At 61.8% G+C, this 23,111-nt stretch carries 21 protein-coding genes and 1 tRNA gene; 8 read left to right on the top strand and 14 right to left on the bottom strand.

What is annotated here, in order from left to right; all coding sequences use genetic code 11:
* Nucleotides 1–34: 34 nt before the first annotated feature.
* Nucleotides 35–3,541, bottom strand: a complete 3,507-nt coding sequence (rpoB, locus tag AC1DD5_RS02715) for a DNA-directed RNA polymerase subunit beta (protein ID WP_400278053.1) — start codon at nucleotides 3,539–3,541, stop codon at nucleotides 35–37.
* Between the two features lie 474 nt (nucleotides 3,542–4,015).
* On the opposite strand from rpoB, the gene AC1DD5_RS02710 reads away from it, so the two are divergent.
* Nucleotides 4,016–5,215 carry an acetyl-CoA C-acetyltransferase gene (locus AC1DD5_RS02710; protein WP_477520555.1) on the top strand — a complete coding sequence of 400 codons (1,200 nt, stop codon included), beginning with the start codon at nucleotides 4,016–4,018 and terminating at the stop codon, nucleotides 5,213–5,215.
* Nucleotides 5,215–5,709 carry an aminoacyl-tRNA deacylase gene (locus AC1DD5_RS02705; protein WP_477520554.1) on the top strand — a complete coding sequence of 165 codons (495 nt, stop codon included), beginning with the start codon at nucleotides 5,215–5,217 and terminating at the stop codon, nucleotides 5,707–5,709. The genes AC1DD5_RS02710 and AC1DD5_RS02705 overlap by 1 nt, the downstream gene beginning before the upstream one ends.
* 125 nt (nucleotides 5,710–5,834) lie before the next feature.
* On the opposite strand, the gene rplL is transcribed toward AC1DD5_RS02705, so the two are convergent.
* From rplL to AC1DD5_RS02660, 9 genes are all read right to left on the bottom strand, one after another.
* Nucleotides 5,835–6,212 carry a 50S ribosomal protein L7/L12 gene (gene rplL, locus AC1DD5_RS02700; protein WP_189013656.1) on the bottom strand — a complete coding sequence of 126 codons (378 nt, stop codon included), beginning with the start codon at nucleotides 6,210–6,212 and terminating at the stop codon, nucleotides 5,835–5,837.
* 76 nt (nucleotides 6,213–6,288) lie between these two features.
* Nucleotides 6,289–6,879 (bottom strand): 50S ribosomal protein L10, encoded by a 591-nt coding sequence (rplJ, locus tag AC1DD5_RS02695; protein ID WP_477520553.1) that lies wholly within the window; start codon nucleotides 6,877–6,879, stop codon nucleotides 6,289–6,291.
* Between the two features lie 326 nt (nucleotides 6,880–7,205).
* Entirely contained in the window at nucleotides 7,206–8,378 is a 1,173-nt protein-coding gene (locus tag AC1DD5_RS02690) for a GNAT family N-acetyltransferase (protein WP_477520552.1), read from the bottom strand.
* Nucleotides 8,357–9,469 carry a GNAT family N-acetyltransferase gene (locus AC1DD5_RS02685; RefSeq protein ID WP_477520551.1) on the bottom strand — a complete coding sequence of 371 codons (1,113 nt, stop codon included), beginning with the start codon at nucleotides 9,467–9,469 and terminating at the stop codon, nucleotides 8,357–8,359. Before AC1DD5_RS02685 ends, AC1DD5_RS02690 begins: the two co-directional genes overlap by 22 nt.
* A 121-nt stretch (nucleotides 9,470–9,590) precedes the next feature.
* On the bottom strand, nucleotides 9,591–10,298 hold the full coding sequence (rplA, locus tag AC1DD5_RS02680) for a 50S ribosomal protein L1 (RefSeq protein ID WP_442004053.1): 708 nt from the start codon (nucleotides 10,296–10,298) through the stop codon (nucleotides 9,591–9,593).
* Nucleotides 10,299–10,429: 131 nt separating this feature from the next.
* Entirely contained in the window at nucleotides 10,430–10,861 is a 432-nt protein-coding gene (rplK, locus tag AC1DD5_RS02675) for a 50S ribosomal protein L11 (RefSeq protein ID WP_166183617.1), read from the bottom strand.
* A gap of 130 nt (nucleotides 10,862–10,991) precedes the next feature.
* Nucleotides 10,992–11,852, bottom strand: a complete 861-nt coding sequence (nusG, locus tag AC1DD5_RS02670; RefSeq protein WP_442004052.1) for a transcription termination/antitermination protein NusG — start codon at nucleotides 11,850–11,852, stop codon at nucleotides 10,992–10,994.
* Nucleotides 11,853–11,965: 113 nt separating this feature from the next.
* Nucleotides 11,966–12,247, bottom strand: coding sequence for a preprotein translocase subunit SecE (gene secE, locus AC1DD5_RS02665; protein ID WP_442018772.1), 282 nt, complete (start codon nucleotides 12,245–12,247; stop codon nucleotides 11,966–11,968).
* 81 nt (nucleotides 12,248–12,328) lie between these two features.
* Nucleotides 12,329–12,401, bottom strand: a tRNA-Trp gene (locus AC1DD5_RS02660).
* A 256-nt stretch (nucleotides 12,402–12,657) separates the two neighbouring features.
* Here AC1DD5_RS02660 and AC1DD5_RS02655 point away from each other — a divergent pair.
* On the top strand, nucleotides 12,658–13,887 hold the full coding sequence (locus tag AC1DD5_RS02655) for a pyridoxal phosphate-dependent aminotransferase (RefSeq protein WP_442018771.1): 1,230 nt from the start codon (nucleotides 12,658–12,660) through the stop codon (nucleotides 13,885–13,887).
* 221 nt (nucleotides 13,888–14,108) lie between these two features.
* On the opposite strand, the gene AC1DD5_RS02650 is transcribed toward AC1DD5_RS02655, so the two are convergent.
* Together AC1DD5_RS02650 and AC1DD5_RS02645 are read right to left on the bottom strand one after the other, a co-directional pair.
* Complete coding sequence (locus AC1DD5_RS02650) at nucleotides 14,109–14,783, bottom strand: LuxR C-terminal-related transcriptional regulator (RefSeq protein WP_477520550.1); 675 nt, start codon at nucleotides 14,781–14,783, stop codon at nucleotides 14,109–14,111.
* Entirely contained in the window at nucleotides 14,780–16,303 is a 1,524-nt protein-coding gene (locus AC1DD5_RS02645; RefSeq protein ID WP_477520549.1) for an ATP-binding protein, read from the bottom strand. The genes AC1DD5_RS02650 and AC1DD5_RS02645 overlap by 4 nt, the downstream gene beginning before the upstream one ends.
* Nucleotides 16,304–16,428: 125 nt before the next feature.
* Here AC1DD5_RS02645 and AC1DD5_RS02640 point away from each other — a divergent pair, with 125 nt between their 5' ends.
* From AC1DD5_RS02640 to AC1DD5_RS02620, 5 genes are all read left to right on the top strand, one after another.
* Nucleotides 16,429–18,003 carry a PspC domain-containing protein gene (locus tag AC1DD5_RS02640; RefSeq protein WP_477520548.1) on the top strand — a complete coding sequence of 525 codons (1,575 nt, stop codon included), beginning with the start codon at nucleotides 16,429–16,431 and terminating at the stop codon, nucleotides 18,001–18,003.
* A 1-nt stretch (nucleotide 18,004) separates the two neighbouring features.
* Nucleotides 18,005–18,466, top strand: coding sequence for a hypothetical protein (locus AC1DD5_RS02635; protein ID WP_477520547.1), 462 nt, complete (start codon nucleotides 18,005–18,007; stop codon nucleotides 18,464–18,466).
* Nucleotides 18,467–18,529: 63 nt separating this feature from the next.
* A complete protein-coding gene (locus AC1DD5_RS02630; protein WP_477520546.1) occupies nucleotides 18,530–18,778 on the top strand; it encodes a PspC domain-containing protein in 249 nt (82 codons plus the stop codon).
* 207 nt (nucleotides 18,779–18,985) lie between these two features.
* A complete protein-coding gene (locus tag AC1DD5_RS02625) occupies nucleotides 18,986–20,011 on the top strand; it encodes an ATP-dependent 6-phosphofructokinase (protein ID WP_223934019.1) in 1,026 nt (341 codons plus the stop codon).
* Nucleotides 20,012–20,028: 17 nt separating this feature from the next.
* On the top strand, nucleotides 20,029–20,778 hold the full coding sequence (locus AC1DD5_RS02620; protein ID WP_442018765.1) for a GNAT family N-acetyltransferase: 750 nt from the start codon (nucleotides 20,029–20,031) through the stop codon (nucleotides 20,776–20,778).
* A 104-nt stretch (nucleotides 20,779–20,882) separates the two neighbouring features.
* On the opposite strand, the gene AC1DD5_RS02615 is transcribed toward AC1DD5_RS02620, so the two are convergent.
* Nucleotides 20,883–22,397, bottom strand: a complete 1,515-nt coding sequence (locus AC1DD5_RS02615) for a DHA2 family efflux MFS transporter permease subunit (protein ID WP_442018764.1) — start codon at nucleotides 22,395–22,397, stop codon at nucleotides 20,883–20,885.
* Nucleotides 22,381–23,010 carry a PadR family transcriptional regulator gene (locus AC1DD5_RS02610; RefSeq protein ID WP_442004043.1) on the bottom strand — a complete coding sequence of 210 codons (630 nt, stop codon included), beginning with the start codon at nucleotides 23,008–23,010 and terminating at the stop codon, nucleotides 22,381–22,383. The genes AC1DD5_RS02615 and AC1DD5_RS02610 overlap by 17 nt, the downstream gene beginning before the upstream one ends.
* Nucleotides 23,011–23,111 lie beyond the last annotated feature (101 nt).

Genomic DNA, 23,111 nt, shown 5'->3' with positions numbered 1-23,111 from the left:
GACAGTGACATACTGCTGCCCACCGGAACGGCTGCTAAACCTCTTCTACGGAACTGGGCTCTGCACGAGACAGATCGATGCCCAGTTCTTCCGCAGCCGTGAAGACTGCGTCATCAGAGTCACGCATTTCGATCGTGGTTCCGTCGGTGGAAAGAACTTCCACGTTCAGGCACAACGACTGCATTTCCTTGATCAAGACCTTGAAGGACTCGGGAACGCCAGGCTCAGGGATGTTCTCGCCCTTGACGATGGCTTCGTAGACCTTCACACGACCGTGGATATCATCCGACTTGATCGTCAACAGTTCCTGAAGGGTGTAAGCGGCGCCATAAGCTTCGAGCGCCCACACTTCCATTTCACCGAAGCGCTGGCCACCGAACTGAGCCTTACCACCCAGCGGCTGCTGCGTGATCATGGAGTACGGGCCGGTGGAACGCGCGTGGATCTTGTCGTCCACCAGGTGGTGGAGCTTCAGGATGTACATGTAACCGACGGAGATCGGGTCCGGGAACGGCTCGCCGGAGCGGCCGTCGAACAGACGGGTCTTGCCGGAGGAATCGATCAGGCGGTCGCCGTCGCGAGTCACGTTGGTGGAGTCAAGCAGGCCCGTGATTTCTTCTTCGCGGGCGCCATCGAACACCGGCGTGGCAACGGTGGTCTGGCCGGTTTCACGGGGCAGGTTGGGCAGGTTCTTGACCCACTCCGGCTCGCCTTCGATCTTCCAACCGGTCTTGGCAACCCAACCGAGGTGGGTTTCAAGGACCTGGCCAACGTTCATACGACCCGGAACACCAAGTGGGTTCAGGACGATGTCCACCGGGGTACCGTCTGCAAGGAAGGGCATGTCCTCGATCGGAAGGATCTTGGAGATAACACCCTTGTTGCCGTGACGGCCGGCGAGCTTGTCGCCGTCGGTGATCTTGCGCTTGGCTGCAACGTAGACGCGGACCAGCTGGTTCACGCCCGGGGGCAGTTCGTCGTCGTTGTCGCGGTCAAAGACGCGGACGCCGATGACCGTACCGGACTCGCCGTGGGGCACCTTCAGGGAGGTGTCGCGGACTTCGCGGGACTTCTCACCGAAGATAGCGCGGAGAAGACGCTCTTCCGGAGTCAGTTCGGTTTCACCCTTGGGTGTGACCTTTCCGACCAGGATGTCTCCGGCTTCAACCTCGGCACCAATGTGGATGATGCCGCGCTCGTCCAGGCCTGCAAGGACTTCCTCGGACACGTTGGGGATGTCACGGGTGATTTCCTCGGCACCAAGCTTGGTGTCGCGGGCATCAATTTCGTGCTCCTCGATGTGGATGGAGGAAAGAACGTCCTCAGCAACAATGCGCTGGGACAGGATGATGGCGTCCTCGAAGTTGTGGCCTTCCCATGACATGAATGCCACGAGCAGGTTCTTACCGAGGGCGAGTTCACCCTGGTCCGTTGCAGGACCGTCGGCGATGATGCCGCCGACTTCCAGTCGCTGGCCTTCGTTGACCAGGACGCGGTGGTTGTAGCAGTTGCCCTGGTTGGAACGGGCGAACTTGTTGATGCGGTAGTTGGTCTCCGTGCCGTCGTCGTTGATCATGACAACGAGCTCAGCGGAAACCTCGGTGACCACACCTGCCTTCTTCGCGATGACAACGTCACCGGCGTCGACGGCTGCTGCGCGCTCCATGCCGGTACCCACGAAAGGAGCCTCGGAACGGACCAGCGGCACAGCCTGGCGCTGCATGTTGGCACCCATGAGTGCACGGTTGGCATCGTCATGCTCGAGGAACGGGATCAGTGCGGTTGCCACGGACACCATCTGGCGCGGGGAAACGTCCATGAACTGGACTTCTCCGGCGGGAACCAGAACAGGCTCGCCTCCACCACCACGGGCACGGACAAGGACGGTCTCTTCCGAGAACTTCTTGTCAGCGTCCAGCGGAGCGTTGGCCTGTGCGATCAGGACCTCTGCTTCGTCGTCGGCCGTGAGGTACTGGACCTCGTCGGAAACGACACCTTCGGAAACCAGGCGGTACGGCGTCTCGATGAAGCCGAACGGGTTGATGCGTCCGTAGGAAGCCAGCGAACCGATCAGACCAATGTTCGGGCCTTCAGGGGTTTCGATGGGGCACATACGTCCGTAGTGGGACGGGTGAACGTCTCGAACTTCCATGCCTGCGCGGTCACGGGAAAGACCACCCGGGCCAAGAGCCGACAGGCGGCGCTTGTGGGTCAGACCCGAAAGCGGGTTGTTCTGGTCCATGAACTGCGACAGCTGGGAAGTTCCGAAGAACTCCTTGATGGCAGCGACAACCGGGCGGATGTTGATCAGGGTCTGCGGCGTGATGGCCTCGACGTCCTGCGTGGTCATGCGTTCGCGAACAACACGCTCCATGCGGGAAAGGCCGGTGCGGACCTGGTTCTCGATCAGTTCGCCAACGGCGCGGATGCGACGGTTGCCGAAGTGGTCGATATCATCGATTTCGACGCGGAGCTCGTGGTCTTCGCCGTCGCGCTTGCCCATGAGGGTCTTCTCGCCGGCGTGCAGCGCAACGAGGAACTTGATCATGGCGACGATGTCTTCAACGTGCAGGACCGAAGCTTCCTTGTCACCAAGGGAGCGGTCGATGCCGAGCTTGCGGTTGATCTTGTAACGGCCAACCTTGGCGAGGTCATAACGCTTTGCGTTGAAGTACAGGTTGTCCAGCAGGGACTGGGCAGCCTCGACGGTGGGCGGCTCGCCCGGACGCAGCTTGCGGTAGATGTCCAGAAGCGCGTCTTCGCGGGTTTCGGTGGCGTCCTTCTCCAGCGTTGCACGCATGGAGTCGTACTGGCCGAACTCTTCCAGGATCTGGCCTTCGGTCCAACCGAGGGCCTTCAGCAGAACGGTGACCGACTGCTTGCGCTTGCGGTCGAGGCGAACGCCGACCTGGTCGCGCTTGTCGATTTCGAGTTCGAACCATGCACCACGGGACGGGATGATCTTCGCAGTGAAGATGTCCTTGTCACTGGTCTTGTCCGCGGTGCGCTCGAAGTAAGCGCCCGGCGAACGGACCAGCTGGGAGACAACGACACGCTCGGTGCCGTTGACGACGAACGTTCCCTTTTCAGTCATGAGGGGGAAGTCGCCCATGAACACGGTCTGCTGCTTGATTTCGCCCGTGTTGTTGTTCATGAACTCGGCCTTGACATACAGCGGTGCCGAGTAAGTGGCGTCACGGTCTTTGCATTCGGCCATGGTGTACTTCGGATCAGCGAACTCCGGCTCGGAGAAGCTCAGGGACATAGTGCCCTGGAAGTCCTCGATGGGGGAGATCTCTTCGAAGATGTCGGCAAGTCCGGAGGTGGTGGCGACGCTGAGGTCGCCCTCCTCGACAGCCTTCGCTACCCGCGCCTGCCAGCGTTCGTTTCCGACGAGCCAGTCAAAGCTGTCGGTCTGCAGGGCGAGAAGATTCGGAACATCAAGGGGTTCGTGAATCTTTGCGAATGAGAGGCGGCGAGTGGCACCATCGGTGCTTGCCGTGTTAGCGGTTTCGTTATTAGAGGTGCTCGAGGCGACCAAGAGGGATCCTTCCACAGACCTTCAGGCGTTTTCAGATCTCCCCCGTTTGCATGATGCAGAGTTCTCCGCATCATACTTATTCCGGTTCCGCTATATGACCCGGACCCAGTCCGCACATGCCAGTGCACGTTGTGAACGGCACGTCAATGTTGCAGCTGAGAGGTAAAGCCCACCGCTATATGAAGGCTGAAGGTTAACAGGGAAGACGCAAATATCTACGATACGGCAAAGTAGCCTTCCTGTCTACCCCAGATTCTCCGCGAATGCAAGCACTGTTGCCGCAGGCACCTATGCGTAGTCCACGGACGTTGTCCGGAGCATCTGCCGGAAGGAGGCACCAAGCCCGTTGTGAAATCTCCTGCCGTGGAATCTCTTGCTGTGGAATCTACCGACGGATACAAGCGTTGGAAAGGATAGGCTGACGCACGCCGCACGATAGCCTTGGCTACACCACCACGGATCGGAAGAGAGACCATGAACAACTCCGCTGACGACAATGACGTTGTCATCCTTGCTGCTTCCCGTACCCCACAGGGTCGGCTCAATGGGCAGCTGGCCGGATTCACCGCCGTCGACCTTGGCGCGCATGCCATCAGCGCTGCACTGGCGGCCAGCGGCGTAAAAGCCGAACAGGTGGACGCCGTGATCATGGGACAGGTGCTGCAAGCGGGCGCTGGCCAGAATCCTGCACGACAGAGTGCCATAGCGGCAGGTGTGGGCTGGAACATCCCTGCCGTCACCATCAACAAGGTTTGCCTCTCCGGCCTCACGGCTGTCATTGATGCCGCTCGGATGATCCGCAGCGGGGACGCCACTGTGGTTGTGGCCGGTGGCCAGGAATCCATGACACGCGCCCCACACCTGCTCCCCGGCTCCCGGCAGGGTTGGACCTACGGCGCAATCCAGGCGTTGGATGTTGCCGCGCATGATGGACTCACGGATGCGTTCGACGGCCAGTCAATGGGCTTGTCCACGGAAACCAAGAACGTAACGCTCGGCATTGACCGCCGCGCGCAGGACGAGGTTGCTGCCGCTTCCCACCAGCGCGCGGCTGCCGCGATCGCTGACGGAATCTTCGACGTCGAAATTGCTCCCGTGAGCGTGAAGCAGCGGAAGGGGGATCCGGTGGTCCTCTCCTCGGACGAGGGCGTTCGTCCGAACACGACTGTGGAAACCCTTGCACCCTTAAAGGCCGCCTTCGCTACGGATGGCACCATTACCGCCGGCAACTCCTCTCCCCTGTCCGACGGCGCCTCTGCACTCGTGCTGACAAGTCGCCGCTTTGCCAAGGACAACGGTCTGGAATACCTTGCGGTCGTGGGCAAGCCTGGACAGGTGGCCGGCCCGGACAACTCGCTGCACTCCCAGCCCTCCAACGCCATTTCGCAAGCATTGAAGCGGGCTGGATGGACTGCCGAAGAGCTGGACTTCATCGAAATCAATGAGGCCTTTGGCTCTGTGGCCGTCCAATCATTGAAGGACCTGAGCTATCCGCTGGAGAAGTGCAACATCCACGGCGGCGCAATCGCCCTCGGCCACCCGATCGGTGCGTCCGGCGCCCGGCTGGCCCTGCACGCGGCCCACGAACTCAAGCGCAGGGGAACAGGCAAGGCTGCCGTGTCCCTTTGTGGCGGCGGCGGCCAGGGCGAAGCTCTCCTGCTGTACCGCGACTGATGGCTGACTCATTGCTTGGGCCGGGAATGAACGGAGCCGAACGGTTCCTGTCCGACGCCACCGCGCGCGGACTGGACGTGGACGTCGTCGAGCGCCCTGCTGCCCGGAGCCTCGAGGAGGCGGCGGGCATCCTGGGGATCAGTCCCGGAGACATCGTGAAGTCCCTCGTGGTCAAGCATCGCGACGGTAGCTTCCTCTTCGCGCTGATCCCCGGCGACCGGCAGATCTCCTGGCCTAAGCTGCGGGCGTTGGTGGGCGTGAACAAGCTCTCGCTGCCGCATGCCGACGTCGCCCTTGCCGCAACCGGCTATGAGCGCGGGACCATCACGCCGCTGGGAAGTACCACGCCCTGGCCTGTGTATGCGGATGCCACCATCACCGGGCGCCGCATCTCCATGGGTGCTGGAGCCCATGGCAGGAGTGCCTTCGTGGATGCGGATGAACTGACGGCTGCACTCGGAGCAATCATCGCGGACATCAGCGAACCCCTCTAAAGCAACGCGGGGTCACTTAGAGCCCATTCCGGAGGGATTATTGGGCTATAAGTGACCCCGCGTTGTTCTTTAAAGCAGGAAGCCCCGCCCGGCGAACCGGACGGGGCTTCCACAAGCAAGACGAGTTACTTGAGGGTAACCGTTGCGCCAGCTTCTTCGAGCTGAGCCTTTGCCTTCTCTGCGGCTTCCTTGGTGGCGCCTTCGAGAACAGCCTTCGGTGCGCTGTCAACCAGGTCCTTGGCTTCCTTGAGGCCGAGGGAGGTGATGGCGCGAACTTCCTTGATCACTGCGATCTTCTTGTCGCCAGCAGCTTCGAGGACGACGTCGAAGTCGGTCTTCTCTTCAGCAGCTTCAGCAGCACCGCCGGCAGCGGGGCCAGCAACTGCAACAGCAGCAGCCGTAACTTCGAAGGTCTCTTCGAAGAGCTTGACGAACTCGGAGAGCTCGATGATGGTCAGTTCCTTGAAAGCTTCAATGAGCTCTTCGTTGCTGAGCTTCGCCATGGTGGCGTCCTTCCATTAGTCGGTGCAGGTCCGGACAATGCCGCTCCATGCACCTGAGTTTGATTGGGGGGAGAACTTAGTTCTCTTCGGTTGCAGCTTCAGCGGCTTCGGCCGGAGCCGCAACCTCTTCAGCAGCAGCCTCAGCGGCCGGAGCTTCGTCAGCGGCCGGTGCAGGTGCGCCGCCCTCTTCTTCAAGCTTGAGGCGCAGGGCATCGATGATGCGTGCGGCAGCGGATGCGGGGGCCTTGAGGACACCAGCAACACGTGCAAGCTGCAGCTCGCGGGACTCCAGCGCTGCCAGTGCGGCAACACCTTCTGCGTCCAATGCCTTGCCTTCGAAGTAACCGGTCTTGATAACCAGCTGCTTGTTGGTCTTGGCAAAGTCCGTCAGGCTCTTGGCAGCAGCAACAGCGTCGCCCTTGATGAAGGCGATTGCAGTGGGGCCGGCAAGCTGATCGCCGAACGCGTCGACTCCAGCTTCCTTGGCTGCAATGGCGCTCAGGGTGTTCTTGACGACCGAGAACTTGGTGTCCTGGCCGAGCGCAACACGCAGTTCCTTGAGCTGTGCAACAGTGAGCCCGCGGTATTCGGTCAGGACAGCCGCGTTCGATTCCTTGAAATCGTTGGTGATCTCTGCAACAGCGGAGATCTTGCTAGGCGTTGTCATAACCCTCCTTCCGGGGAATAAAGCCGGTCTTCCGGGTCCCCGCTCACGAGAGCTAAAACTAAAAACGCCCCGCGCAGATGCACGGGGCTTGGCTCAACACAGCTTGCACTGCGGAGACTTGCTTCGTTCACCTGCGTTGGCCGCCCTATGTTCAGGGTCCTTCGTCAAGGAATGCACTTTGTTCTCAGGGGCGTCGCTGCAGAATTGAGCTGCGCTCGAAAGAGTGGATTCCCATCAACCGACGGTCTTTGGTACTTCAAGGTTACGGGAGAGGGATCAGCAAACCAAATCGAGGCCGCTGTGCTCCCACTGCGATGCCCGGCTGGTTACTCCGACGACGTGACCTTAGGTCCCCGATCAGGAAGCTGCTTTTGCCAGAGTCCGGTGACTCCCGCCGTCGTAAATCCCAATTGCTTATTCACGGTCAGGAGGTACCGGTTTTCCGGTGCGTTCCAGGTGTAAATGACGCGGGCATCGGGAAATTGCTCACTGAGCCTTTCCATGTTGGCCACCTTGATCAGCAGTCCCAACTTATTGCCGCGGTGTTCCTGCAGGACCAAAGTATCGTCCTGGAAAACGACGTCCTGACGGTGCGCGAGGACGCTGATCGTGGTGAGGCCGGCCAGCCGCCCGCTCTCAATATGCTCGACGGCGGTAACCACCGTCCGCCGACCCTGCGCCAAGGCGGCGTCTTCGGTTTCGCGCAAAACGGCGGCATCGAAGACCATACCGGAAACCTCAACGGCGGAGTCTTCTTCCTCGCCGTCCTCTCCGTGGACAACCTCACCCGCAGCGTTTTCCAGCTCCGCCACGGCCTCCAGCCAAGCCTCAGGGCAGCGATCAGTCCAGTGGTGCAGCCTGTAGCGGCCAGCGTTCGCTTCCTCGGCCTCGGCTTGAAGATCCGCAACCAGTTTGGAGTCGAGAGGCAACACGCAGGAACTGAATTGCTCGATGTGCTGAAGGGTGTAACCGGCCCGCTGGGCAAAGTCCACTTCCCTGCTGCTGACAGGAAGGAAACCTGGGCCGCTGCCGGGAATCAATTGGTCTTCAGGTATCTCTGTAAGCGAGGTCGCCGGATGGTTCGTGTCCACCAAAACCATGGTGCGGCCCTCTGAACGTGCCAGCTGCTCCGCAGCCTCCAGGAGCTGGCGTCCGACGCCCTGGCTTTGGTAGTCCGGCAGGATATCCAGCGTGAACTCCGCCAGGTCCATGTTGTCCGCGAGCGGCAGCGCAATGTCCACTGTTCCCACGATGACCCCGTCCACCTTGGCCACCAGGATGATCTGGCGCTCGTAGGGGTCGGAGAATTCAAGCAGCTTCTCCAGGGGCGTGTACGCCAGGTCATCGCTCCCCCAGGTCTGCATCCGGACCCGTCGCGCCACTTCCACGGCGTCAAGGAAATCCCCTGCTTTGGGGCTGTCCAGATTCTCCGGCACCCATAGCTGCTCGACTACAACGGTCTTCGCCTCGTCTACAGTCATCCCAGCCGTTTCTGCCATTCGCCTTCAAAACCGGAAGGCTTGAATCCAAGGGCGATATTTATGGCCAGCATATGCCGGTTTTCGCTGGCGTTCCACGTCATGACGCACGCGGCGTCCGGCCAAAGATCTTCTGCACGACGAAGATTGGCGATTTTGACCAGCATGCCAAGGCCGTGTCCCCGGTGTCCGGGAGCCACCAGGGTGTCCTCCTGGCTGACCACCGCCGGCAACGCGTCGCGGTGGGTCAGGACCGTATAGGCAGCCAACTCCCCGCTCGTGTGGTGCTGGGCAGCAGCTACAACTGAGTCCATGCCGCTTGCCCGCCATGTCGATTCCTCACGCCGAACCCGCACGGCGTCCCACTCTTCGCCTTCCCATCCCAGACCGGCGATGGGTACCTCCGTGCTCATCAGGCTCTTGAGCTTGGCAAAAGTGTCCACGAGTTCGTCCGGGCATTCGTCCGTCCACCCGATGACGTCGTATTCCGTTGCCCGGCGCATCGCCTCGACTTCGAGTTCAATCAGGTGCGCCTCATCAACCGGCAGGGCCAAGGTGCTGCTGGTTTCGACCTGTTCCAGGGAATAACCATGGTGCAACGCAAAGTGGGTCGATGCCGCGTTCAGTGGAACGCCACCCGTGCCTGACTTTGCTTTCAGCAGCGCCTCCCCGGCAAGTACGGGGGCGATCGGCTCCCCACAGTACCCGTCAAGCGAAGTGCGGCTCCGCTCCACTGCCGCCTGCTCAAGGACTTCCAGGATACTCGTCCCGATCCCGCGCCGACGGAAAGCGGCGTCCACGAGGACGTCCACTCCCGCCGTCGTCGTGTTCTCGCTCAACGGCAGCGTCAGCGAACCGCTGCCCACCACAACGCCGCCCAAGCGGGTCAGGTAGACCTGCCGCTCCTCGTATTCGTTGCCCTGCCAGAACATGAACGACTCGGCCAATGTGGCCGAATGGTCCAGGTTCCCCCACAAGGCAAGCTCATGGGCGATCCGTAACGCATGGAAGGCTTTGAAGTCCGGTGACGCATTGGCCTCCGGACCTTGCAGAACGGGAAGCCTCTCTATGGTGAGCCCGCCGTTGGCGGAAAAGTTCGACGACGGTGCCACGCCCCACAGCCTACGGCCGCCTCTGGCGCCAAACAAGTGACCAACCGCCGATGCGAACCCATGAAAAAGGGACCGCCCGGCAATGCCGGACGGTCCCTCTCAGAGTTAGTACTCGCGATGCTTATGCGTCGGTGAGAACCTTGGTGACGTTCGGGTCAACGGTGATGCCCGGACCGAACGTGGTGGCAACAGTAGCCTTCTGGATGTAGCGGCCCTTGGAAGCGGACGGCTTCAGGCGAAGCACCTCTTCCAGTGCGGCTGCGTAGTTCTCAGCCAGCTTCTGGACGTCGAAAGACACCTTGCCGATGATGAAGTGAAGGTTCGAGTGCTTGTCGACGCGGAAGTCGATCTTGCCGCCCTTGATGTCGTTGACAGCCTTGGTGACATCCGGGGTAACCGTACCGGTCTTCGGGTTCGGCATGAGGTTACGCGGGCCGAGGACCTTACCGAGGCGGCCAACCTTACCCATGAGGTCAGGGGTTGCCACGGCGGCGTCGAAGTCGGTCCAGCCGGCTGCGATCTTTTCGATCAGGTCATCGGAACCAACGAAGTCGGCGCCGGCAGCGATTGCTGCCTCAGCCTTGTCGCCTGTTGCGAAAACGAGGACGCGGGCGGTCTTACCGGTGCCGTGCGGCAGGTTGACGGTGCCACGGACCATCTGGTCAGCCTTACGCGGGTCAACGCCCAAACGGAAAGCGACCTCAACGGTTGCGTCGAACTTGGAAGGGTTGGTGTCCTTCGCGAGGGTGATTGCCTCGAACGGGGCGTAGACCTTGTCTGCCTCGATCTTGGCTACGGCTGCCTCATATGCTTTGCTGCGCTTTGCCATGCTGCTATTTCTCCTTGTGCAGTTGTGGTCTGCGGACCGCGCTGGGCCCTGCCACAAGCCGCGGATCCGGCAAGGATCCTGCGGCATTTCAATGTTTCAGATGCCGGTTGCCCGGCGGATGAAGGCTGTATTTAGCCCTCTACGGTGATACCCATGGAACGGGCGGTACCAGCGATGATCTTGGCAGCTGCCGCGATGTCGTTGGCGTTGAGGTCTTCCATCTTGGTGGAAGCAATCTCTTCGACCTGCGCCTGGGTCAGCTTGGCAACCTTGACGGTGTGCGGGGTAGCCGAACCCTTGGCAACGCCTGCAGCCTTCTTGATGAGCTCTGCAGCCGGCGGGGTCTTGGTGATAAAGGTGAAGGAACGGTCTTCGTAGACCGTGATTTCAACCGGGATAACGTTTCCGCGCTGGGATTCCGTTGCAGCGTTGTACGCCTTGCAGAATTCCATGATGTTGACACCGTGCTGGCCAAGCGCAGGACCGATCGGCGGAGCCGGGTTAGCGGCACCTGCCTGGATCTGCAGCTTGATGAGGCCGGTGACCTTCTTCTTGGGAGCCAATGTAGGGTCCTTCTCTCAATAGCTTCCTGGGACACAGGAGCGCGTCCCAGGTTGGTGGCCGCCATGGCAAGGCGGCCGGCCGCTTCCGAACCGCAAAGCAGGCGGAACGGGAGCGAAATCTTGGAATCAGCTAGATCTTGGTGACCTGGTTGAATGCGAGCGTAACCGGGGTTTCGCGCTCGAAGATCGAGACCAGGACCACGAGGGTCTGGGACTCGGGCTTGATCTCGGAGATCGTTGCCGGAAGGGTCTCGAACGGGCCTTCCTTGACGATGACGGACTCGCCGACCTCGAAATCAACGGCCACGGGAGCCTGGTTCTGCTTGTTGACCGGCTTGCCCTTCTCGGCCTGCTCTTCTTCGAAGACCGGTGCGAGCATGGAGAAGACCTCGTCAAGGCGCAGCGGGACCGGGTTGTGGGCGTTGCCCACGAAGCCAGTGACGCCGGGGGTGTGGCGAACGGCGCCCCAGGAAGCGTCGGTCAGGTCCATGCGGACCAGGACGTAACCGGGGATGCGGACGCGGTTGATCACCTTGCGCTGGGCGTTCTTGATCTCGACGACTTCTTCCATCGGGACCTGGATTTCGAAGATGTAATCTTCCATGTCCAGTGTCTGGATGCGGGTCTCAAGGTTGGCCTTCACGCGGTTTTCGTAACCGGCGTAGGAGTGGATGACGTACCAGTCACCCTCCTGGCGGCGCAGCTTGGCCTTGAATTCCTCGGCCGGATCGGCGGGGGCTGCAGCAGCGGCCGCCTCCAGCGAGACATCGGCAGCGTCCTCATCGGACTCAGCGTCTACGTCGTCGGCCTCGTCATCAGACTCAGCGTCTACGTCAGACTCGAAATCCTCTTCGGAATCATCGACGTCGGCAGATTCGGGCGCAGCAGAGTCAGCCTCCGACTCTTCCGCAGCCTCAGCCGCGGCGTCGTCCGTGCTTTCAGCGGGCCCATCCAGCTCAGCCTCGTTTACCTCAAGCTCCTGCTCAGACACTTGGTCTCCTGCTTCCTCATTGCCTAACATGCCTATTTAAATGGCTCAATTCCGCAAACCCCACAAAATTCCTGAACTTCATGGAATTTCACGCGGTTTGCGGACAGATCCGCTTAGCGGTCCGTAGCGCCTGATCCACCGAAGACCCAGCTCACTCCCGTGCCGAAGGCAAGGTCCAGCAGGGTGACGATGAGCATCATGATGACTACGAACACCAGCACCACGAGCGTGTAATTGATCAGTTCCTTGCGGGTCGGGGCAACGACCTTCTTCAGTTCGCCGATAACCTGGCGCATGAAGAGTGCAATTCGGGCAAAGAAGCCGGCATCGGCTTTCTTGGCAGGACGGCCCTTTGAGCTGCTAGCAGCCGTTTCGGTCACCTGGTCCTCACTCACCTTGCAAAGTCGTTTGACCCGGCTCTGATCAGAGCCATGGTTGCTGCGCTTGCCCCGGCGTTTCCGCCGGAACAGCTTGCGCAGGGCAGACAGGACTCGAACCTGCAACCTGCGGTTTTGGAGACCGCTGCGCTACCAATTGCGCCACTACCCTATGGATCGAATCCATGTTTCAGGCCGCACTTCAGCCTGTGGTGCTTTTCAACACCGGTGAACCAGTCTACGCAAGAACTTCGCGATAGTCGAACCGGACTAATTCCGGGCCTTCCGGCCGCTTATGAATCAATGTGAGCAGCATTATCAGTCACATTGTCCAGCAGGCACCCGGGAGCTCCGCAGAACAGCATAAGGTAGTTTACGTCGAATCCCATCATCCAGCCCACGAGCTGCCTGCGAAGAACGGTACATAGATGTCTGCCGGAACACCTGCCGCCCGCATTTCACAACGAATCTCCGCTATTGCCGAGTCCGCCACCCTTGCCGTTGACGCCAAGGCCAAGGCACTGAAGGCCGCGGGGCGCCCCGTGATCGGTTTCGGTGCCGGCGAACCCGATTTCCCCACCCCGGACTACATCGTCAAGGCAGCAATTGAGGCTGCTGCCCAGCCGAAGTACCACCGCTACTCCCCCGCTGCCGGGCTTCCTGAGTTGAAAAAGGCCATCGCCGATAAGACCCTCCGGGACTCCGGCTACAAAGTGGACCCATCGCAGGTCCTGGTGACCAATGGTGGCAAGCAGGCTGTCTACAACACCTTCGCCACCTTGGTTGACCCGGGCGACGAAGTCATCATCCCCACGCCCTTCTGGACCACTTATCCGGAAGCCATTCGTCTCGCAGGGGGCGTTCCGGTGGAGGTATTCGCCGGACCCGAGCAGGGCTACCTCGTCACCATCGAGCAGTTGGAAGCCGCGCTGACGGACAAGACCAAGATCCTGCTGTTCGTCTCCCCGTCCAACCCGACCGGCGCTGTGTACAGCCCGGAGCAGGTTGCGGAGATCGGAAAGTGGGCTGCTTCCAAGGGCCTGTGGGTTGTCACGGATGAAATCTACGAGCACCTGACCTATGACGGCGTGGAGTTCACCTCCATCGCCACCGCGGCGCCGGAGCTTGGCGACAAAGTCGTCATCCTCAACGGCGTGGCCAAGACCTACGCCATGACCGGTTGGCGCGTGGGTTGGATGATCGGTCCGGCCGATGTCATCAAGGCCGCAACCAACCTCCAGTCGCACGCGACGTCCAACGTTTCGAACATCATGCAGGTCGCTGCCGCCGCTGCCCTCACGGGTCCGCTGACCGCCGTCGACGAAATGAAGGTCGCCTTCGACCGCCGCCGCAAGGCAATCGTCGCCGGCCTGAACGCGATTGAGGGCGTGGAATGCCCGACGCCGACCGGCGCCTTCTACGTGTATGCCGACGTCCGCGGCCTGCTGGGCAAGGAATTCGAAACCTCCCACGGTCCGGTGCGTCCGAGCACGTCGGCAGAACTTGCCACGCTCATCCTGGACGAGGTTGAAGTTGCCATCGTTCCCGGTGAAGCATTCGGCCCCTCCGGATACGTCCGCCTGTCCTATGCTCTCGGAGACGACGACCTCGCCGAGGGTGTCCGCAGGATCCAGGAATTCCTGGGCCGGGCGAAATAGCTCCAACCCCAGTAGCTATTCCGGGTTAGATGCTCCCGCACCAATGTTTGGTGCGGGAGCATTTCCGTTTAAGCGGCGGGATCTGCGAGAGGATCCGTTCAAAGGCCGGCGGATGTGCGAGAGGATCCGTCCAAAGGCCGGCGGATGTGCGAGAGCATCCGTCAGAAGGCCGGCGGATCTGCGAGAGGATCCGTCCAAAGGCCGTTGGATGTGAGAGAGCATCAGAGGAGGCGGCGCTCGGCGGCCCACTTGGTGAGTTCGTGGCGGCTGGAGAGCTGCAGTTTCCGGAGCACGGCGGACACATGCGTCTCCACGGTCTTGATGGAAATGAACAGCTCCTTGGCCACTTCCTTGTAGCTGTATCCCCGCGCGATGAGTCGCATCACTTCCAGCTCACGCGCCGAGAGGCGATCCAATTCGTCGTCCGCGATGTCCGCGGGTGCCGTACCAAAGGCGTCCAGCACGAAACCAGCAAGCCGGGGTGAAAAGACGGCGTCGCCATCGGCCACGCGGATCACGGCATCGGAAATCCCGGCACCGGAAATCGTCTTGGTGACGTAGCCTCGGGCGCCAGCCCGGATCACTGCCACCACGTCCTCGGCGGCGTCCGAAACACTGAGTGCCAGGAAGCTGGTGGTGCCCAGGAGCGCAGCGGACCCCGCAATGACCTCGCGCCCTCCGCCGCCAAGGCCGCCAGGAAGGTGGACGTCCAGGAGGACAACCTCGGGCCGGGTTTCCGCAATGACAGCGATGGCCTCCTCGACTGTGCCCGCCTCGCCCACGACGTCCATGCGGTGATCGAGATCCGCCTTCAGCCCGGAACGGAAGATCGTGTGATCATCGACGATCACGACTCGTACCCTGCGTGAAACGCCGCTTTGGGAGGTGTTGTTCATTGCCGGGGTTCTCCATTCCGTACTTCACTGTTGCGCACATCGCTGCTGCGCATATCACCACCGTCGGCGTTGAGCGAAGGGAGGGCCAGCCGCACTTCGGTTCCGTCCCTGCTGCTGTTGATGGTTGCCGTGCCTCCGTGACGCTTCATGCGGCCGATAATTGATTCCTTGACGCCCAGCCTGTCGTCGGGGACCGCTTCCAGGTCAAATCCCGGACCGCGGTCCTTGATGAAGACCTCGGTGCTGCCTGCCGTGCTCTCCATGTAGACGGATACTGTTCCGCCAGCGTGCCGGGCCGCATTGAGCATGGCTTCCCTGGCTGCCTGGACCAGTGCCTCGTGCCTGTCCGTCATGTCGGCGTCGCCCACGGTTACCACCTCCACGGCCTGGCCGTGGGCATCCTCGACTTCGGCGGCCACGGCTTTGATCCGCTCGGCCAGCAGCCCGGCATCCTTGGCGGCATCAGTGAAGAGCCAGGACCGAAGTTCACGTTCCTGGGCCCTCGCCAGCCGAACAACGTCTTGCTCCGAGCCTGCCCTACGCTGGATCAGCGCAAGGGTTTGCAACACTGAATCGTGCAGGTGGGCTGCGATCTCCGCGCGCTCGGTTTCCCGTACACGCCCCGCCCGTTCAGTCTCGAGGTCCTTCCAGAACTTCAGTCCCCACGGCAGCAGGACCAAGGCAACGCCGCCGAGGACAGCAACGGATGCCAGGAGCGCCAGCCAGGTCTGCTCCCAGGATCCCGATCCGGACACCATGACCAGGACCCCGGCCACCACCAGCGCAAGGCCAGCTGCCAGGCGGACCCAGCCACCAGCCTGGTCGGCCTTGGTCTTGTCCACCAAGCCTGCCCTGCGCGTCTCGTCGAGTTGCATCCATGCGATCGCCGCGCCGCCCAGGATGGCAGCTGCGGGAATCAGCGTTCCCAAGGGCACATCGACGCCGAACTGGCGCGCGATCAAGATCGCGGCGACCAGGAGCAGGCCGGCTCCGAGCAGGATCTCCTTGCCGTACTGGATCCGCCGAAAGTTGAACCGGGAAACTGGTAACGCCCGGCTTCCGGGTTCAGCCCAACCGCCGGACGGAGCTGCCGTGCTGCCAATAGTTGTCGCATCGAACGATGGGCGCCCAGGCAGTGCACCCACGCCAGTTGCAGTATCCCGTACCGGAAGGTTTCCACTCACCGCTGGAATGCCGGCCACCGCTGGTGCGGGTCCGGCGTCGGGCGCTTTGGGCGCATGCTGCACCGCAGAGACGTCAGGCGGAAGGCTGACTGCAGGAGCAATAGGCGACGCCGGCCGGCGGGCATTGCGGCGCGCGCTCTCATCCGCGGTGGGAACCATGGTCCAGAGCCAGGCGTAGAAGGCCAGTCCCGCTCCACCGGCGAAGCAGGCAAGGACCATGCCCAGCCGAACGTACTTCACGGGCCAGCCCAAATGGTCGGCCAATCCGCTGCAGACGCCGGCGATCATGCGGTCGCTGCTGCGGACCAGCGGCGGGCGTTGTACAGCGGTTGTCATGTACCAATCCAAACACGGATCAGGGTTGCCCGGACCTGAATCCGGCGTTCTTCGGGGGTCCCTCAGGGATCATTCAGGGTATCCCCCAGTAGAGGGCAGGGTACCCGGGACGGCAGGATCGAAGTATGAACGCGAACAGCATGAACCCAGAGGGATCCGGAACGCCTGGCAATGCCGGCACACCCGATCCCGACGCCAACGCCGGCACTTCCGCCGGCGCATCGGCGGGTCCCTCCGCCGGCGCCCCCGGGGAACCGTCCACCCACTCCTATCCTTCATCCGGTACTGGTCCCGCTGCACCCCATACTGCACCACAGCAGAACTTCTTCGACTGGATCCGCAGCCAGGGTGTCCGCCGCGGGCCGGACCGCTGGATTGGTGGCGTCTCCAGCGGAGTTGCGCACCGGTTCGGCATCGATCCCCTGATTGTTCGGGGCATTTTCATCGTCCTGGCGCTCTTCGCCGGCATTGGCGTCCTGCTCTACGGCCTGGCCTGGGCGTTGCTGCCTGAACCTGACGGCCGCATCCACGTTCAGGAAGCAGCCGCCGGGCGTTGGTCAGGCGGCATGACGGGTGCCTTGATCACCACGATCATCGGCCTGCCCGGCCTGGGTCGCGGATTCTGGGGCTGGGGCTGGAACGGCCTTCCGGGCGTGCTGTGGACGCTCTTCTGGGTGGGCGGCGTCATCTACCTCATCTACTACCTGGTACAACGCAACAAAGGACCGAAGGCAGCCCGGCCCATGAACCAGCAGAACTTCGCGGCCACTTCTTACGGAACGGGCACTTCCTACGCAACGGGCACCGCCTACGGAGCCCCCACGGCCTACGGAACCCCAACAGCCACCGGGACAAGCCCTGTTGCCGGGACCAGCACTCCTACCGGGACCAACAGCGGCGTGCCGGTGTACGGTCAAGGCCAGCCAGGCACAAAGCCGCAGGATCGTGCGGCTGGCCCCTACGAGCCATCAGGTCCGCGGCCTCCCTACGGACCCACTCCTCCGCAGGGCGGCCAGCCTTTTAGCGGCCAGCCCCACAACGGTGAACCCAAGCCGCCGCGCGCCAGGCGCAAGGGTCCCGGGCCAGCGATAGTAGCGGTTACTGCGGGTGTGGCACTGCTGGTTGGCGGCACCTTGAAAGCGCTGGACGCCGGCAACATCATCGAGCTCGGCAACGCAGCCAACGCCGTCGTGTGGGCAACAGGCGCAGCCGTACTTGGTTTGGGAATCCTCTTTGCAGGCTTGCGGGGACGGACCTCCGGTTTCCTCGGTTTCCTGGCAGTAGTGGCCCTGATCATCGGTGGAATCTTCAACGTTGTCCCAAGGAATGGTGATCGCTTCACCTTCCATGACGTGAACTGGGCACCAGTAAGCATCGAGCAGGCCCGGCAGGGAGTCGACGTCACCGGCGGCAAGGGAACAGTGAACCTGGACGACCTCGCCCTGACGCCTCCACTGACCACCGAAATCGTGGTTCCCGTGGACGCCACCTTCAGCAACGTCACCGTCATCATCCCGAAAGACGTACCCGTTGAGGTCAGGGCGGATATGACCTTCGGCAACCTGAATGAACACGGCTCGGACCGCGGCGGCCGCCTCCAGGACGAGCGAACGGTCTACAACGCCGAAAAGCCCGGGGCCAACCTTGTGGTGGAAATCGATGGCACATTCAGCAACGTGACCATCCAGGAAGGAAACTGACATGAGCACGAACGAGCCAAGCAAGGCACGCGAAGCAGGGGAAAACAGCAGTGATGCCAAGAACCCGGTGGACACCACTCCGCTCGCCAAGGAACAGGACAACAGTCCAACGGAACCCCTGACAAGGGAGCCGCTGACCAAGGAGCCGGCACCCGCACCGCAGCTCCAGCCAGTACCACGACTCCAGCCAATACCGCTCACGCCATCGCTTGAGCCCGCCTATCGGGTGGAACGGACCATCGACGACAACGAACCGCAGCAGGCGCGGATCGGCACCGTGGTGTGGGGGTTGATTGTGATTGCCCTGGCCGCTTTGTTGGTCATCTCCACCCTTGGTTGGGTGGTGCTGGACGGCACGTATGTGCTGATCGGCCTCATGATCGGCGCGGGCGCAGCCTTGGTCATCGGAGGACTCCTTGCCGCCCGCAGGAGTGCGGGCAAATCAAAGACTCCTGCCGAGTAGCTGCCCGCAGATCGAGGCAGGTACTTACGTGACAAAGCAACCACAACAAGGAAGTCTGTAGCCATGGACAAGTTCTTCAGCATCGTCAGGGGCTTCGGCCTGAAGCGTGGACCCCAGCGCTGGTTGGGTGGCGTCTGTGGTGGCATTGCCGCGAAGCTCAGGGTGGATGTGGCATATGTCCGGGTGGCTTTCCTGCTCTTCTGCCTCTTGCCAGGACCAGCGGCGGTGTTCTATATCCTCGCCTGGCTCATACTGCCGGACCAGAAGAACAGGATCGCCCTGGAGTCGTTCATCAGCCAGCGCTCCAATTAAGCGCACAACGATCGACAACTTCGACGTCAGCGACACAAAGCGCCCCGCCGCAGCGGGGCGCTTTCGTTGTTTTCAGAGAGATTTCCAATACCGCACGGCCGGGGTCAAAAGTAACCATTTGTGTCCCACCCCACATCGACGTCTACAATCGTTGGGAGCTCAGCGTGGCGCTCCAGACGTATTCCTCCAAGCCATGAGTGAGCAAACATGAAAATTGGCATTCTTACCAGCGGTGGCGACTGCCCCGGACTCAACGCAGTAATCCGGGGAGCGGTCCTGAAGGGGATCGCAATCCACGGCCAGGAGTTCGTGGGTTTCAAGGACGGCTGGCGCGGCGTTGTGGAAGGTGATGTCATCGACATCCCCCGCACCTTGGTCCGCGGTATCGCCAAGCAGGGCGGCACCATCCTGGGCACCTCACGTACCAACCCGTTTGAAAATGGTGGTGGCCCGGACGTCATCAAGGCCCACATGGAACGCCTGGGCATTGACGCCATCATCGCAATCGGCGGCGAAGGTACTCTGGCGGCGGCAAAACGGCTCACCGATGCCGGACTGAAAATTGTTGGTGTTCCCAAGACCGTGGACAACGACCTCGACGCAACGGACTACACCTTCGGCTTCGATACAGCGGTTGAAATCGCCACCGAAGCAATCGACCGCCTCCGCACCACGGGTGAGTCCCACCACCGCTGCATGATCGCCGAGGTCATGGGCCGACACGTAGGCTGGATCGCCCTGCACGCCGGAATGGCAGCTGGTGCACACGCCATCCTTATCCCGGAACAGACGGTCAGCATCGAGCAGATCACCGAATGGGTCCAGGAAGCCCACGACCGTGGCCGCGCGCCGCTGGTGGTGGTAGCTGAGGGCTTCGTTCCGGACCACATGGAATCTCCCCACTCCGAACGCGGACTGGACACTTTTGGCCGTCCCCGCCTGGGTGGAATCGCCGACCAGCTCGCGCCGGAAATCGAAGCACGCACAGGCATAGAGACCCGCGCCACCATTCTTGGCCATATCCAGCGTGGCGGCGTACCAACTGCCTATGACCGCGTCCTTGCAACCCGCCTGGGCATGGCAGCCATCGATTCAGTGGTGGAGGGCCGTTGGGGCACCATGGTGGCCCTGAAGGGCACGGACATCTCCCACGTTGGTTTCGAAGAAGCACTGGGTAAGCTCAAGACCGTTCCCCAGCACCGCTACGACGAAGCGAGTGTGCTCTTCGGCTAGTCGGCTAGGCTGAATCCATGACTCTTGAGCCCACGTCCGCTGCCATTATCCAGCTGGCGTGGGCTCGCCATTTGGGGTTCGACGACGACGCTTTCGCCGCTGCTGCTGCCCGGGCCACCACTTCTGCGGTGGACCCGAGCGACCCCTCAAACCGCATCACCCGCCTCGATGAATCGGCGCGGGCGGTTGTTTTCCTGCGCCTTTTTGGTGCCTCGGCGTTGGTGGGACCACAATGGGTCCTCGACGCAGCCGCTGGAATTCCAGACACCGAACTTGCCCAGCATGTGACGCTGTTGACCCTCACGCGGTCGCACGGTGGACATGGCCTCGGGTCCTCAGCCTTGTTCTTTGCCGACGACCTCCCGCTCAATCAACCCTCCGAAGACCTCACGGTCTCGCGAGGCAATCCAGAGGCGATCGCGCTGGAAGGGCTGTGCCCCCCGGATGACGTCAATGAAGTAGGCCTGCAAGCCCTGGAGCACCGCTTCACCATCATGCATCCCGAAGAAGAACAACCCACTCCCGTGGCGTGCGGCGCCTACTCCGAGTGGGAGGGGATCCTGGCCAACATGGGCGTTCTGGTAGCACCGCCCTGGCGCCGGCGGGGCCTGGGAACGCTGGCTGCATCGATTGCTGCCCATGAGGCCCTGGCCGCGGGGCTGACGCTCCAGTGGAAGGCCGATGTCAGCAACAGCAGCGCGCTCGCGATGGCCCGTAGCTTGGGATTCGCCACTGGCGGACTCCATGCGAGCGTGCTGCTCGGCTAACAAGGAATCGAACCGGCCCAGCTTTGGTCTTGGCAAGCGCTGGTCCTGCCCCTGTCCGGGTCAGGACCAGCCCAAGAATGGGCTGGTCCCCGCCGTTTGCCGCGCTACTTCCGGACAGTTTCCTGTGGAGCCTCTTTTGCAGCAGCACCGCCCCATCCTTCAACGGACTTAGGCTTCGCGAAGAACAGGGCCACCACTGCCCCGACGAGAATCGCACAGGCGGGCAGCACGATCGACTGGCTCATCGCCGTCGAGAATCCTGCATGCAGCGCCTCTGGCAGGGCACCGTTCATGGAAGCTTCGTTGGCCGGGGCTCCTGCCGGCGCCGCGGGTAACTCGGCCGCGAGCCGGGCCTGGATCAGGGCGGCAATGGCCGCCGATCCAAGGACTGCCCCGATCTGGCGGGTGGTGTTGAACACGCCCGAACCTGCGCCCGCTTGGCGTGGCTCAAGGTTTCTGGTGGTCGCATTGGATACCGGCCCCCAAATGAAGCCATTGGCAACACCCTGGAGGGCGCTGGGAAGCAGGAACATCCAAATGGGAGTATCCGGCCGCAAGAGTGAAGCTGTCCAGAAGAGCGCTCCTGCGAGGCAAACGAGGCCGAAGGACGCGAACCAGCGCGGGTTGGCTCGATCGATCAGCTTACCCACGACCGGTGCCAGGCCGCCGGAGATCACTGCCATGGGAATCATGAGCAGCGCTGATTGGGTGGGGGTCAGGCCCCGCACCACCTGGTAGTAGAAGATGGTCGGCAGCGGGAACGCCGTCACTGTGAAGCCGACAACCATGATGGTGGTGTTGCCCAGGGAGAAATTGCGGTCCTTGAACAAAGCAAGCGGCAGCAGCGGTTCCCCGCCTCGCCTGCCCAGTAGCCACTGCCAGAAGACGAAGAGCACCAGGACGACGAGCCCTGCGATGATCAAGCCCCACACGGTGACGGCGCCGGTGACCGTTCCCCACTTGTAGGTTTGGCCCTCCTGGATGCCGAAGACCAAAAGAAACATACCGACGGCGGAGAGCACCACGCCCGCGACGTCGAATGAATGGCTGTGCGTAGTCAGCTTCGGGACGAAACGCGTGACCATGACGAAAGCGACAATTCCAATAGGGACGTTGACGAAGAAGATCCACTCCCACCCCAGTCCGTCCACCAGGACACCGCCCAGAATAGGGCCTACGAGAACAGCCATGCCGGCTGTCGCTCCCCAGAGTCCCATGGCGGCGCCCCGACGGTCCGGAGGAAAAATACGTGTGATGACTGCCATGGTCTGGGGTGTCATCATGGCCGCGCCGAGTCCTTGGACTGCGCGGGCGGCGATCAGCATGGTGACGTCGCTGGAGAGGCCGCACCACAGCGAAGCCAAGGTGAAGACCACCAGGCCGATCAAGTACAGGTTCTTCGGCCCGAAACGGTCACCCAACCTGCCGGTGATGAGAAGGGGCACTGCATACGCCAAGAGGTACGCGCTGGTAACCCAGATGACGGCATTGATATCGGTGTTGAGGCCCTGCATGATCCGCGGATTCGCGACCGACACAATGGTGGTGTCGATAAGGATCATGAAGAAGCCTATGACGAGTGACCATAGAGCGGGCCACGGCTTAGCTACGTTTTCCAAGGGATTCCTTCGGCTGGTGTGAAAGTTCGGATGGAGTTGGCTCCGGTTCGTCCCAGGGCAGGATTCCGCTGCCCAACTCCTCGAGGAGGCCGCGGATCCACGCGATCTCCGTGCGACGTAGTGCTTGTTGGTAGGTGATGTCCAGCCAGTACTTGCGGTCAAGGCCCTTTGCCCTGACCACTGTTTCCGCGCTGACGAGGAAGTCGAGATCGGCGCCGAGTGCTCCGAGCCGCTGTTCAAGGAGGCCTGCCACCACCTCCTTGGGGAGGTGGTGCGCTTCAGCAATGGCGTGCGGAAACACCGGGTAGTCATTGACGGGCGTGGAGAGCATGGCTTTAACTCCCGCGTCCAAGGCATCATGACCGGCCAGGGTGATGCGGTAGGTGGTTCGTTCAGGACGGTTGCCTTCGCGCTCCGTTCCGGTAGCCTCAACCAGTCCGTTAGCCTCCAAACGGCCCACTGCGTGGTAAAGCGTGCCCGGCCGGACCTTAACGAGCCGATCCTCATGACGGGCCATCAGTACTTGAAACATCTCGTAAGGATGCATGGGCTTTTCAGCCAGGAGCGCCAAGGATGCCACGCCAAGAGGCGTTAAGTCAGCAGCTTTCGGCACGACAGAAACCTTTCTCACACATATTCCACTACAACTATTCCACGTGGAATATATAGACGCAAGAAAGCCCGGCTGCCGTAGCAACCGGGCTTCTCCGAACC

Source organism: Paenarthrobacter sp. 10L420, from assembly GCF_056395385.1.
This window is presented reverse-complemented; position numbering and strand designations above follow the sequence as displayed.